This is a genomic window from Bacillus sp. FSL W8-0519 (assembly GCF_038005585.1).
Taxonomy (GTDB): domain Bacteria; phylum Bacillota; class Bacilli; order Bacillales; family Bacillaceae_G; genus Bacillus_A; species Bacillus_A paranthracis.
This window is the reverse complement of record NZ_JBBOTL010000001.1, coordinates 4,485,382-4,497,866: the sequence shown is the minus strand read 5'-3', so window position 1 is coordinate 4,497,866 and position 12,485 is coordinate 4,485,382. Positions and strand designations below refer to the sequence as shown.

At 37.1% G+C, this 12,485-nt stretch carries 13 protein-coding genes; 10 read left to right on the top strand and 3 right to left on the bottom strand.

Annotated elements, in window-relative coordinates:
• Positions 1–2 precede the first annotated feature (2 nt).
• The 5 genes from thiI (at position 3) to NST14_RS23585 (ending at position 5,476) form a co-directional block, all read left to right on the top strand.
• Positions 3–1,217 (top strand): tRNA uracil 4-sulfurtransferase ThiI, encoded by a 1,215-nt coding sequence (gene thiI, locus NST14_RS23605; protein ID WP_000989282.1) that lies wholly within the window; start codon positions 3–5, stop codon positions 1,215–1,217.
• Between the two features lie 80 nt (positions 1,218–1,297).
• Complete coding sequence (locus tag NST14_RS23600) at positions 1,298–1,495, top strand: alpha/beta-type small acid-soluble spore protein (protein ID WP_000124489.1); 198 nt, start codon at positions 1,298–1,300, stop codon at positions 1,493–1,495.
• A 222-nt stretch (positions 1,496–1,717) separates the two neighbouring features.
• Positions 1,718–3,304 (top strand): acyl-CoA synthetase MbcS, encoded by a 1,587-nt coding sequence (mbcS, locus tag NST14_RS23595; RefSeq protein WP_074540388.1) that lies wholly within the window; start codon positions 1,718–1,720, stop codon positions 3,302–3,304.
• 102 nt (positions 3,305–3,406) lie between these two features.
• Positions 3,407–3,838, top strand: coding sequence for a VOC family protein (locus NST14_RS23590; protein ID WP_000600364.1), 432 nt, complete (start codon positions 3,407–3,409; stop codon positions 3,836–3,838).
• Positions 3,839–3,907: 69 nt separating this feature from the next.
• On the top strand, positions 3,908–5,476 hold the full coding sequence (locus NST14_RS23585; RefSeq protein ID WP_229143042.1) for an amidohydrolase: 1,569 nt from the start codon (positions 3,908–3,910) through the stop codon (positions 5,474–5,476).
• Positions 5,477–5,710: 234 nt separating this feature from the next.
• Here the strand turns inward: NST14_RS23585 and NST14_RS23580 are convergent, their stop codons facing one another.
• Positions 5,711–6,514 carry an NAD kinase gene (locus tag NST14_RS23580; protein WP_000785168.1) on the bottom strand — a complete coding sequence of 268 codons (804 nt, stop codon included), beginning with the start codon at positions 6,512–6,514 and terminating at the stop codon, positions 5,711–5,713.
• A gap of 205 nt (positions 6,515–6,719) precedes the next feature.
• On the opposite strand from NST14_RS23580, the gene NST14_RS23575 reads away from it, so the two are divergent.
• The 5 genes from NST14_RS23575 (at position 6,720) to ackA (ending at position 11,078) form a co-directional block, all read left to right on the top strand.
• Positions 6,720–7,358, top strand: a complete 639-nt coding sequence (locus NST14_RS23575) for a DUF2953 domain-containing protein (RefSeq protein ID WP_000620650.1) — start codon at positions 6,720–6,722, stop codon at positions 7,356–7,358.
• Positions 7,359–7,370: 12 nt separating this feature from the next.
• Positions 7,371–7,766 carry a GerW family sporulation protein gene (gene ytfJ, locus NST14_RS23570; protein WP_000350002.1) on the top strand — a complete coding sequence of 132 codons (396 nt, stop codon included), beginning with the start codon at positions 7,371–7,373 and terminating at the stop codon, positions 7,764–7,766.
• A gap of 134 nt (positions 7,767–7,900) precedes the next feature.
• The gene (gene tpx, locus NST14_RS23565; protein ID WP_000024528.1) at positions 7,901–8,401 is read left to right on the top strand and encodes a thiol peroxidase; all 501 of its coding nucleotides are present in this window, start codon (positions 7,901–7,903) and stop codon (positions 8,399–8,401) included.
• Positions 8,402–8,598: 197 nt separating this feature from the next.
• Entirely contained in the window at positions 8,599–9,585 is a 987-nt protein-coding gene (locus NST14_RS23560) for a class I SAM-dependent methyltransferase (protein WP_000084357.1), read from the top strand.
• Positions 9,586–9,884: 299 nt separating this feature from the next.
• On the top strand, positions 9,885–11,078 hold the full coding sequence (gene ackA, locus NST14_RS23555; RefSeq protein ID WP_000034576.1) for an acetate kinase: 1,194 nt from the start codon (positions 9,885–9,887) through the stop codon (positions 11,076–11,078).
• A gap of 23 nt (positions 11,079–11,101) precedes the next feature.
• Here the strand turns inward: ackA and NST14_RS23550 are convergent, their stop codons facing one another.
• Positions 11,102–11,536, bottom strand: coding sequence for an NUDIX hydrolase (locus NST14_RS23550; RefSeq protein ID WP_000283489.1), 435 nt, complete (start codon positions 11,534–11,536; stop codon positions 11,102–11,104).
• 222 nt (positions 11,537–11,758) lie between these two features.
• Positions 11,759–12,394 carry a DUF1796 family putative cysteine peptidase gene (locus NST14_RS23545; protein ID WP_229143041.1) on the bottom strand — a complete coding sequence of 212 codons (636 nt, stop codon included), beginning with the start codon at positions 12,392–12,394 and terminating at the stop codon, positions 11,759–11,761.
• Between the last annotated feature and the right edge of the window lie 91 nt (positions 12,395–12,485).

Here is a 12,485-nt window from a genome sequence, read left to right as displayed (position 1 = left end):
ATATGATGACATATGAATATATTTTAGTTCGTTATGGAGAGATGACGACTAAAGGTAAGAACCGTTCTAAATTTGTAAGCACATTAAAAGATAACGTAAAGTTCAAACTGAAAAAATTCCCAAATATTAAAATCGATGCAACACATGATCGTATGTATATCCAATTAAATGGCGAAGATCATGAAGCGGTATCTGAAAGATTAAAAGATGTGTTTGGTATTCATAAGTTTAACTTAGCGATGAAAGTACCATCAGAATTAGAAGACATTAAAAAAGGTGCATTAGCAGCTTTCTTACAAGTAAAAGGCGATGTGAAAACATTTAAAATTACTGTACACCGTTCTTATAAGCATTTCCCAATGAGAACGATGGAATTATTACCTGAGATTGGTGGACATATTCTAGAAAATACAGAAGATATTACTGTAGATGTTCATAATCCAGATGTAAATGTACGCGTAGAAATTCGCAGCGGTTATAGCTACATTATGTGTGATGAGCGTATGGGAGCTGGTGGTTTACCAGTTGGCGTTGGCGGAAAAGTAATGGTACTTCTGTCTGGCGGTATTGATAGCCCAGTAGCAGCGTACTTAACGATGAAACGCGGCGTATCTGTGGAGGCAGTTCACTTCCATAGCCCACCTTTCACAAGTGAGCGCGCAAAACAAAAAGTAATCGATTTAGCACAAGAGTTAACGAAATACTGTAAACGTGTAACACTTCACCTTGTTCCATTTACAGAAGTGCAAAAAACGATTAATAAAGAAATCCCATCTAGCTATTCAATGACAGTTATGCGCCGTATGATGATGCGTATTACAGAGCGTATCGCAGAGGAGCGTAACGCACTAGCAATCACGACTGGTGAAAGTCTTGGACAAGTAGCAAGTCAAACGTTAGATAGTATGCATACGATTAACGAAGTAACAAACTATCCAATTATTCGTCCGCTTATTACGATGGATAAATTAGAGATTATTAAAATCGCTGAAGAAATCGGCACATATGATATTTCAATTCGTCCGTACGAAGATTGCTGTACAGTATTCACACCAGCAAGCCCAGCGACGAAGCCGAAGCGTGAAAAAGCGAATCGTTTTGAAGCGAAATACGATTTCACACCATTAATCGATGAAGCTGTAGCGAACAAAGAAACAATGGTATTACAAACGGTAGAAGTAGTAGCGGAAGAAGAAAAATTCGAAGAACTTTTCTAAAACCATAAATTACCATATCTAAAACGTGTATGAAGTCATGTTATTTATCACACTCTATACTCACAAGGAGGTGATATAACATGGCACGTAGCACAAATAAATTAGCGGTTCCTGGTGCTGAATCAGCATTAGACCAAATGAAATACGAAATCGCTCAAGAGTTTGGTGTTCAACTTGGAGCTGATGCAACAGCTCGCGCTAACGGTTCTGTTGGTGGCGAAATCACTAAACGTCTAGTTTCACTAGCTGAGCAACAATTAGGCGGTTACCAAAAATAATCCCATATGATGGCTTAGAAAGAGCGGGTTCTCCTGCTCTTTCTTTTTTATGTTGTGGCGCCATTTGTCGGTAAATTGATATATTTAATTTTTTGTTAATATATTCTAAGTTGTGTTCGATATATTCGACAGAACTAAAAAATTTGTCAAAAGATGAGGGTTCAAAATTTACAGAAAATTCTTTATTATATAAGGGAGGCATAAAGAAAAAGGAGGATGTTTATGAAGAGAGAGGAATTGTTGGCACCACCGTCTTATAATTTAGTTTCTGAAATAGAGAAATATACAGGTGATAAAGAGAAGCTTGCTTTAATTTGGCAAGATGATAAAGGGAATCGCCGAGAAGTTACATACGCGGAGTTAATGAAAGGTGCAAATAAAATTGGAAACGCTTTTATAAAGAGTGGTCTGCAAAAAGGGGACAAGCTCCTCATTATGATGCCGCGTTTAATTGAAGCATACATGACGTATATCGCTGCGATTAAAGCAGGATTTGTCGTAATTCCGAGTTCGGAAATGTTACGCAAAAAGGATATCGAGTACCGCATTGGACATGGGGAAGTAAAAGCAATCGTAAGTTATGAGCCGTACATTGGACAGTTTGATGATATAGAAGCGATGGAATCCCTTCAAAAATTCGTTCTGAGCGAGCAGCCAGTAGATGGATGGATCAATTTAAAAACAGCGTTAGAAACAGAAAGTGACATGTTAGAAATGGCGAAGACAGATAAAGAAGATATGGTCTTTTTATCTTACACGTCAGGAACGACGGGAAATCCAAAAGGTGTTGTTCATACACATGCGTGGGCATACGCTCATTTACGTACGAGCGCTCCAAATTGGCTCGGAATTGAAGAGAATGATGTTGTGTGGGCAACAGCTAGTCCAGGCTGGCAGAAGTGGATTTGGAGTCCGTTTTTAGCAACTCTAGGCTCGGGGGCAACAGGATTTGTATACCACGGTAAGTTTGAACCAAAAACGTATTTAAATTTATTAGACGATAATAAGGTGAATGTGCTTTGTTGTACGCCGACTGAGTATAGATTAATGGCAAAAGTAGAAAATTTAAGTGAATACAATTTAGAAGCGTTACATAGCGCTGTATCCGCAGGTGAGCCGTTAAATAGAGAAGTCATTGAAACGTTCCAAAAGCACTTTCATATTACAGTAAGAGACGGCTATGGGCAAACGGAAAATACATTGCTTGTTGGTGTAATGAAAGGGATGGATATTAGACCAGGATCAATGGGGAAACCGACGCCGGGTAACCACGTTGATATTGTAAATGAGGAAGGTATTCCAGTGAAAGTAGGCGAAGTTGGTGATATTGCAGTTCACATTGAAACGCCGGCCCTCTTTAAACAATATTACAAAGACGATGAGCGTACAGCGATGCAATTCCGCGGTGATTATTATATTACAGGTGATAAAGCGAAAAAAGATGAAGACGGCTATTTCTGGTTTGAAGGGCGCGGTGATGATATTATTATTAGCTCTGGTTATACAATCGGGCCGTTTGAAGTAGAAGATGCGCTCGTAAAGCACCCTTACGTGAGAGAATGTGCGGTTGTCGCAAGTCCTGATGAAATTCGCGGAAGTGTCGTGAAGGCATTTATCGTATTAAGAGAGAATATAGAAAAGAACGAAGAAACATTAATTCCAATACTCCAACAACACGTCAAAGAACTTACTGCACCATATAAATACCCTCGCAAAATTGAATTTGTAGATGAACTACCAAAAACGATTTCTGGAAAAATTCGCCGTATTGAGCTTAGAAAACAAGAGATGGAGATTCCGTCAAAATAAATTTGAAAACAGTGAAGGAAATAGTTGAATGAAATGGCAAACAATGATAATATAAAAACGAACACAAGTTCGATTTTATAAATTGAAAAAAGAGGTGTCCGTATGATTTTAGGTATTAATCCGTACTTAGTTTTAGATGGTAGTGGGCAAGAAGCTGTACAGTTTTATAAAGAGGCGTTAGATGCAAAAGTGGAAGTCATGCAAACTTTTGGTGATATGCCTGAAAATCCAGAATACCCAGTTCCAGCTGAAGCGAAAGAACGCGTTTTACACGCTACTTTAAAAGTTGGTAATACGGATCTTATGATTTCTGATACATTCCCAGGTCAAGGGCATGCAATTGGATCTCAAGTAACAATCGCAATTCAAATTAGTAACGCAGAAAAAGCGAAAGAAGTATTCAATAAGTTACAAGAAGGTGGCGAAGTTATTATGCCCCTTCAAGAAACGTTCTGGAGCCCAGCATACGGACAAGTAAAAGATAAATTTAATATTGAATGGCAAGTTACAACGTCTACTACTGAACAAAAGTAATGTTTAGAAAAGCACCATGTTTTGAAATGGTGCTTTTTTTTATACAATAAAACAAAGGAGATGAAATATATGGGGGAAATTTGGTATGGCGGCAACATTTACACGATGAGGGAAGAAAATGAAAAAGTAGAAGCTATTTATGTTGAAAATGGCAGGATCATTGATAATGGAAGTAAAGAAGAGTTAGAAAATCGATATGCTGTGGCTAAATTGCGCGATTTAAAAGGCAAAACGATGATTCCAGGTCTCGTTGATAGCCATATGCATCTTATTGGTCACGGGGAGAGGTTACTTCGTTTAGATTTATCAAACTGCACATCTTATAGAGAAGTGCTGACTCTCGTTCGGAAGCGAGTAGAAGAAGCGCCGAAAGGTTCTTGGATTATCGGAGAGGGCTGGAACGAAAATAATTTTAAGGATACGAAAGATGTTCACACGCGTGATTTAGATGAAATTTCGAAAGAACATCCCATTTTATTAAAGAGAGTTTGTCGTCACGTTACATGGGTGAATTCATACATACTGCAAGAAGCGAATATAACAGAAAAGGCAGAAGATCCAAAAGGCGGGAAAATTGGCCGTGATTCATCAAATATGTTAACAGGGCTTTTATATGAACAAGGACAAGAGTTAATTAAACATGTGCAGCCTGAAATTGATGAAGCTTATTTACAAAGCGCTTTGCAAACAGCGATTAAAGATTGTTGGCAATACGGACTCGTTGGTGGACATACGGAAGATTTAAATTATTACGGTGGTTTTAGAAAGACGCATAATGCGTTTTCTCATGTCATAAAGGAAATGCCATTTAAAGCACATTTACTCGTTCACCATGAAGTAGCACATGAACGAAAGGAATATGAAAATGAGCATTATATTGAATTTGGGGCAATGAAAATTTTTTCTGACGGTTCTTTTGGCGGAAGAACCGCATTATTAAGTGAACCGTATGAAGATGCGAAGGAAACGAATGGGGTTGCGATTTTCTCACGTGAAGAACTTGCGGAATTAGTGAAGAAAGCACGAGATTTACATATGCCAGTTGCGATTCATACTATCGGTGACTTATCGCTTGAATATGTCATTGATGCACTTGAATTGTATCCGCCAGCAGAAGGATTACGTGACCGTATTATTCATTGTCAGCTAGCTCGTGAAGAGTTGATTGAAAGAATGAAAAACTTACAAGCCATTATTGATATACAACCAGTCTTTGTTTCATCGGATTTTCCATCAGTCATTGAAAAACTAGGCGAGCAACGTCTTCGTTATGCGTATGCTTGGAAGACGTTACTGGAAGCGGGATTACACTGTAACGGGGGATCTGATGCTCCAATCGAGCAAGTAAATCCGTTTCTAGGCATATATAGCGCTGTTACACGTAGAAGTTTTATTGACGGTTTATGTTATATGCCAGAAGAAAGATTAACGGTATATGAGGCTGTTTCTTTATTTACAACAGGAAGTGCCTATGCAATCGGAAAAGAAGCGAAGCGAGGGCAAATTACAAAAGGATATGAGGCAGACTTTACAATATTAGACCGCGATATTTTTGAAATAGAGGCAGAGGAAATAAAAGAAGTACAAGCAGAGATGACCGTAATAGATGGCAAAGTCGTCTATAGAAAAGGTGCGTAAAAATATATGAGCGATTATCGGAATATATCGACCGTAACCTGAATTATATCAGCGATTATTGAAATATATCGAACGTAACTCCAAATATATGAGCGATTATTAAAATATATCGACTTACCGACAAAAACTGACAAGAATATCGGCCGGATAGCAAGAGATTGTTATACGCGTCAATCGGGGTAAATAAATAACCGCAGAATTATGTACTACCATAATTCTGCGGTTATTTTAATCTTATAAAAACGTTCTCTGTACTTTTTCCCAGAAAGAGTTGTTTTTTAATTTAACTGTTTTAATTTGTTTATCGCTTAAGCGTACAACAGCTTTTTCCACTTGTTTAATGCTAAGCGCTTCATTATCCATACCGATAACTGGATAATCGTTACCGTCTGGTCTTAGTTTTAAAGTTAATGTACGTTCGTGATTTAAAATGAACGGTGAACCAAGTGTACGGTATGTGTTGTTATTTAAAGATGCTAATTCACTTACTTGGAAGCAAGGGATAAGTGGATCAACAACTGCCCCGCGTAACGATTTATTGTAAGCTGTACTTCCTGTTGGGGTAGAAACAACTAAACCGTCACCTCTAAAAGTTTCGAAATATAAATCATCAACGTGAACATCTACAACGAACGTTTTAATAATGCTAGAACGTAATGAGAACTCATTTAAACAATGGAAAGATGTGCTACCATCTACATCTACCTCAATTGTTGGATATTTTCGCACTTCAATTTCATTTTTTGTAATTTCTTGAAGGGCTGTATCAACGTGATCAATATGGAAATCGCAGTAGAATGAAATTTCATCTTTCGTAGAAATCCCTGCGTATAAGCAATCTTCCCTAAAACCAGTTTTACGAACGGCTTGTAAGAAAGTTGCATCATCTCCAACACTGACGATAGCGTTTGCATTTTTTGGATGATCTAATATGGTGAATCCATTCTCTTCTAAAATACGATAGATTGGTTTCATTTTTTCAACGAGCTTTGCTTTGTCATCACCATAAAAGAAAAATAAATTGCGACGATCTGCCATTATGTATCCCTCCACTGCAGTTAAATTTTCTATGCTTCGTGCTACATATCATTAGAGTCCGTTCCCTGATGATATGTTCAAATAATATATTTCGATATAAATTGTCAAAATACCTTTTTATTTTTAGAAAAATTTTTATATTCAATCTTATGAAACGCTGTTTAATGATGAATAAAGTTGTCGATAATGGGTACGGAGTGAAAGGATGATACGTATGAAGTGGCTCGTAATTGGAATAATAATTCTTCTCCTTTTTATTTTGTTTATACTATTGTCGAAAATAAAGCTTAAAGTGACATTTTTATATTCAGAAATGGAAAAGCAATGTTTGCTTCAAGTGAAAATATGGATGATCCGATATACATTTGATGTGTTGGAAAGAATTGAGAAACAGCAGAAGAAAACAGGACAAAAAATCGAAAAAGCTGAAGAGGACGGCGGACTAGACAATAAAATTATGGCACAACTTGATAGTATGGGGGAACTGATAAAAAAGCTGCAAGAAGTTCATACTATTGTTAAAGATTTTCTCAAACGAGTGAAAATCAATGGTTGGAAATGGCATACACAAATTGGAGCAGGCGACGCAGCTAGTACTGGAATTGTCACAGGATATGCATGGGGGACAAAAGGAATGGCTGCTGGAGTTGTAGGACAATATATGCATATTGTCGACGTACCAGAATTTGAAATTACTCCTGTTTTTCAAGGGAAAGGATTTGCATCAAGATGTGAGTTAACAGCATCTTTTCGTATATTCCGTACTATAAAAACAGCGGTGAAATTACTCGTGTTTATGAGAAGACAAAGATCTGGTACGACAGAAAAATCTGTTCAAGCATAGGGGGGATATAGAATGGACCATCCAATTCAAGGTTTAATGACAACTGCAATGCAGCATTTAAAACAAATGACTGATGTAAATACAATTGTCGGCGATCCAATTAAAGCTGCTGATGGAAGTGTAATTCTTACCGTTTCAAAAGTTAGCTTCGGATTTGCGGCTGGTGGAAGTGAATTTGGTAAAATAGAACATTCAGGCCGCCATCCATTTGGCGGGGGAAGCGGTGGAGGAGTTTCTATTAATCCTGTTGCTTTTCTTGTTATAAATGGAGAAGGCGTAAAAGTGTTGCACTTAGATAAGCAAACACACGTCATCGATAAAATAATTGAATTAGCGCCACAAGCTGTTGATAAAGTGAAAGAAATGATGGATAAACGAAAAGAAGACGATCCTGAATTTCAAATTTAACGAATAAAGAAGCTGATCAATAGATTAGCTTCTTTAATTTTTTTGTAAATAAAGCGATTTTATTTGCATTATCGATAGGGACAAACTATCATTTACATTGTACATATTTTGTTTAAATAAGGGAGGATTTTCAAGTGGCAAACGTAACTTTTAAAGGTAACCCAATGACTTTAGTTGGAACAGAAGTTAAAGTTGGCGATCAAGCGCCAAACTTCCAAGTGTTAGCAAATGACTTATCTCCAGTAAGTTTAGAAACATACAAAGGTGAAGTGAAATTAATTAGTGTTGTACCTTCTATCGACACAGGTGTATGTGATGCACAAACACGTCGTTTTAACCAAGATGCAGCAGGTATTGAAAACGCGAAAGTATTAACGATTAGCGCTGACTTACCATTCGCTCAAAAACGTTGGTGTGCAGCAAACGGTTTAGAAAATGTTGTTACACTTTCTGACCACCGTGACCTTTCATTCGGTGAAGCTTACGGCTTAGTAATGAAAGAGCTTCGTTTACTTGCTCGTGCAGTATTCGTAGTAGATAGCAATGACAAAGTAGTTTACGTAGAATACGTAAGCGAAGGTACAAGCCATCCAAACTATGAAGCAGCATTAGAAGCAGCAAAAGCTGCAAAATAATGTGAACGAAGATGACCTCTTTGTAAGAGGTCGTCTTCTCTCATATATTGCTATATGGAATCGATATACGAGAGAAGACGTTACATCATACATCACTAAAAAGGGAGCTCTTAAAAAGAGGTCGCTTTTTCTTTTGGGAAAAAATCAGATTATGGTATGATATAAGTTATGTGTAAAAGAGAGAAGGAGGAATGTACGTGAGTCAGACAGTAGAAACTTTATTTTCTATTTTTGATTCTTCTGCGGTAGTTTTACGTAAAGAATTAGATGTAACATATTTAGAGGCGCTTGTAGAAACAGGGGATAACTTGTTTGAAGGAGCGATTTTACAAGAGGAATTATCAGAATCAGCAATTGAAAGGCTGAATCGTGAATATAGTACGTTTAATGAAGAAACATATAAAGGTGAAGAAATTCGTAAAGCATTTCAGTTAGCCATCTTAAAAGGAATGAAGGAAGGCGTACAAGCGAATCACGAAATGACGCCTGATGCAGTTGGTATGTTCATGAGTTACTTATTCCATAAATTTATGAAGGGTCAAAATGAAATTACTGTGTTAGACCCTGCAATTGGAACAGGTAACTTGATGACGACAGTTTTCAATAGTGCTCAAGAAAACGTTACGATGAGTGGATTTGGTGTAGAAGTGGACGAAGTGCTAATTAAACTTGCTTTAGTAAATGCGAATTTACAAAAGCATGCAATCGAATTCTTCCATCAAGATGGACTAGCACCGCTTTATATCGATCCAGTTGATGCAGTCGTTTCAGACTTACCGGTTGGTTACTATCCAAATGAAATCGGTGCAAGTGAATATAAGTTAAAAGCAGATGAAGGAATGTCATATGCCCACCACCTATTTATTGAACAAAGTGTGAAGCATACGAAAGAAGGCGGATACTTATTCTTCCTAGTACCGAACTTCATTTTTGAAAGTGATCAAGCACCGAAATTACATGCATTTATTAAAGAAACATGCTTTATTCAGGGGTTATTACAGCTACCTGTTTCCATGTTTAAAAACGAGAAAAATGCAAAAAGTATATTTGTTCTCCAAAAGAAAGGTCCTAGTGTAACGATGCCAAAACAGGCGTTATTAGTGGAGTTACCTAAATTCTCCAACATGAAGGCGATGGAGGACATTATGGACCAATTAAATACTTGGTTTGCAACGCATAAATAAGGCTAGGTATATGTAACAGGGTTAGTAATTCATGTAGTACAGTTTTATATGATATGTCATATTTTTAAATATATACAAGATTTAACTGAATTTTTTTGAAATCTGTAATATATTTTTTTTCTTGGTGTTACAATTTTTTCACTTGAAATATATGTCGTACGATGTTTAAATTAAAATCGTGAGTATAAAATTTACTAATGATGAAACGTTTTCATATTTAGTAAATTTGATCAGATAAAATCGAGCGGTTTGTGGAAACATCCACACAACTACCAAGAGAAAAAGGGGCGAAAGACTAGATGTCAAAAATCATCGCGATTAACGCAGGAAGCTCTTCCTTAAAATTCCAATTATTTGAAATGCCAAGTGAAACAGTATTAACAAAAGGTTTAGTAGAACGTATCGGTTTAGAAGATAGTATCTTCACTATTACTGTAGATGGCGAAAAACAAAAAGAAATTACAAACATTCCAGATCACGCAGTAGCAGTTAATATGCTTCTTAAAAAATTAACTGAAAACGGAATCGTTAAATCTCTAGATGAGATTGGCGGTATCGGTCACCGTGTTGTTCACGGCGGCGAAAAATTTGCTGACTCTGTTCTAATTACTGATGAAGTATTAGCTGATATCGAAGAATTAAGCGATTTAGCACCACTTCACAACCCAGCAAACGTTGTTGGTATTAAAGCATTCCAAGAAGTATTACCAAACGTACCAGCAGTAGCAGTATTCGATACAGCATTCCACCAAACAATGCCGGAATCTGCATTCCTATACAGCTTACCATATGAGTACTATGAAAAATTCGGTATCCGTAAATACGGTTTCCACGGAACTTCTCATAAATATGTAACTGAACGTGCGGCTGAACTATTAGGTCGTCCACTTGAAAGCTTAAGCTTACTTTCTTGTCACTTAGGTAACGGTGCAAGTATCGCAGCAGTAGAAGGCGGTAAATCTATCGATACTTCTATGGGCTTCACTCCACTTGCTGGTGTAACAATGGGTACACGTTCTGGTAACATTGACCCTGCGTTAATTCCATACATCATGGAAAAAACAGGCCAAACAGTAGAAGAAGTAGTTAACGTATTAAACAAGAAGAGTGGTATGTTAGGTCTTACTGGTTACTCTAGTGACCTACGTGACATCATTGCGAAAGAAGAAGAAGGCGATCACCGTGCGAAAGTAGCACTTGATGTATTCGTAAGCCGTATCCACAAATACATCGGTTCTTACACTGCTCGTATGAAAGGTGTAGATGCAATCATCTTCACAGCTGGTGTAGGTGAAAACAGTGCGATTATTCGTGAACGCGTATTAGAAGGCCTTGAATACATGGGCGTATACTTCGATGCAAAACGCAATAACGTATTCGGTGAGGAAGCATTCATCAACTTCCCACATTCTCCAGTAAAAATTATTGTAATTCCAACTGACGAAGAAGTTATGATCGCTCGTGACGTACTACGTCTTGGAAACATCGGTTAATATATGAAAAGAAAGACGAAGTCCTATAGGATTTCGTCTTTTTTCTTTTGGATATAGTTTAAAATTCCATCTGGATATAGTGCTTTTTTCTCCTGAATGAATGCTGTAATGGGAATCCACTTCGCATACGATACTGTTTGTTCATCTTGTATATTCAGTACTTCCATTCCATATAGTGACGTGTCTAATAAGCGTAAAGAATATAACTGAATGATTTCATGAGCAATTTCTCCATCAAGATGAAAGATGTTTTCTAAGCAACCTAAATAAGCAGTGATTTCCACTTCTGTATGAAGCTCTTCTTGAAATTCACGAATAACAGTATGTGCTGATTTTTCACCAAGTTCAATTGAACCGCCAAGAGGCCGGTAATATGTTTCATCGTCTGTATGATATTCTTGTACGAGAAGCCGCTCGTGATGTAAAGCAAGACCGAAAGCTTTTGCACGTGGATACATATACAATCACTCCTTATTTATCCCGCTTTAACGGGCAGTAAGACCCTCACCTCAAAATTCAGCGGAAGCAAAGAAGTTAGGTGGGGGTCGGGCTGTCCGTAAAAGTCCGATTGGTGAGGGCTGATAATCAGTGGGGATGAACAAAACCCCCACTGATTAAAGTTTCACTTTATTTTGTATAAGGATGATTATAATGTATTGCGTAATAAAAGTGTCGTGTATTTAAGAATGTGGTCGAATTACGATGCCATTAAATAAGTCATTCCAAAATGCTTCATTGTACTGAAATACATCCATAATAGGACATTTTATAACGCAAATATTTTGCAATCCCCAATCTTCTTCCGTAACAGTTGGTACATCTTCAGGAATGAGTAATAGGACAGAGAATGTATGTGTAACGATTTGAGATAAAATGTGTTCCAAGGAACGTGCTTCTTCGTATGTTCCTCCAGTTCGAATAAATAATATGGATTGTGCTGTGTCAATTGTTGTTAGAAAACGATTAATTCGGTGCTCATAATTTAACTTAATTTCTGTATAAGAAGGCCAAGAAGTTGGTGTGTTTACATCTGTTTTAAAGTCGTGGCAGGAGTCGATTTCATATAGATTGTCCCGTAGTCTTAATTTCGCATCATCATCCCAAAATGAGATGAAGGATAAGTTTTCTAACTGTAAAAAACGGTCAAATCGATTTTGTAATAATATATTCACATTTTCTAATGATGGGCTTAGCATAAAATCAATAACGCCAAAAAATGGTGATAATTTGAATTGATATAACGCCCAAGCAGGCCAGCAGTTTTGTCCTAAACTGAATACTGCATGATATTCTTTTTTTATATCGGATAGATTCATGTGATTTATCTCATCCTTTTTGTTAATATTTTATGTCACTAAAAGTGGTATGTGAATAAAGATAGACAAGCATATTTGCAAAGAATAAGCA

Coding starts and splice junctions, on each gene's coding strand:
- thiI (WP_000989282.1), top strand. CDS start 3: ATGATGACATATGAATATATTTTAGTTCGTTATGGAGAGATGACGACT.
- NST14_RS23600 (WP_000124489.1), top strand. CDS start 1,298: ATGGCACGTAGCACAAATAAATTAGCGGTTCCTGGTGCTGAATCAGCA.
- mbcS (WP_074540388.1), top strand. CDS start 1,718: ATGAAGAGAGAGGAATTGTTGGCACCACCGTCTTATAATTTAGTTTCT.
- NST14_RS23590 (WP_000600364.1), top strand. CDS start 3,407: ATGATTTTAGGTATTAATCCGTACTTAGTTTTAGATGGTAGTGGGCAA.
- NST14_RS23585 (WP_229143042.1), top strand. CDS start 3,908: ATGGGGGAAATTTGGTATGGCGGCAACATTTACACGATGAGGGAAGAA.
- NST14_RS23580 (WP_000785168.1), bottom strand. CDS start 6,514: ATGGCAGATCGTCGCAATTTATTTTTCTTTTATGGTGATGACAAAGCA.
- NST14_RS23575 (WP_000620650.1), top strand. CDS start 6,720: ATGATACGTATGAAGTGGCTCGTAATTGGAATAATAATTCTTCTCCTT.
- ytfJ (WP_000350002.1), top strand. CDS start 7,371: ATGGACCATCCAATTCAAGGTTTAATGACAACTGCAATGCAGCATTTA.
- ackA (WP_000034576.1), top strand. CDS start 9,885: ATGTCAAAAATCATCGCGATTAACGCAGGAAGCTCTTCCTTAAAATTC.
- NST14_RS23550 (WP_000283489.1), bottom strand. CDS start 11,536: ATGTATCCACGTGCAAAAGCTTTCGGTCTTGCTTTACATCACGAGCGG.
- NST14_RS23545 (WP_229143041.1), bottom strand. CDS start 12,394: ATGAATCTATCCGATATAAAAAAAGAATATCATGCAGTATTCAGTTTA.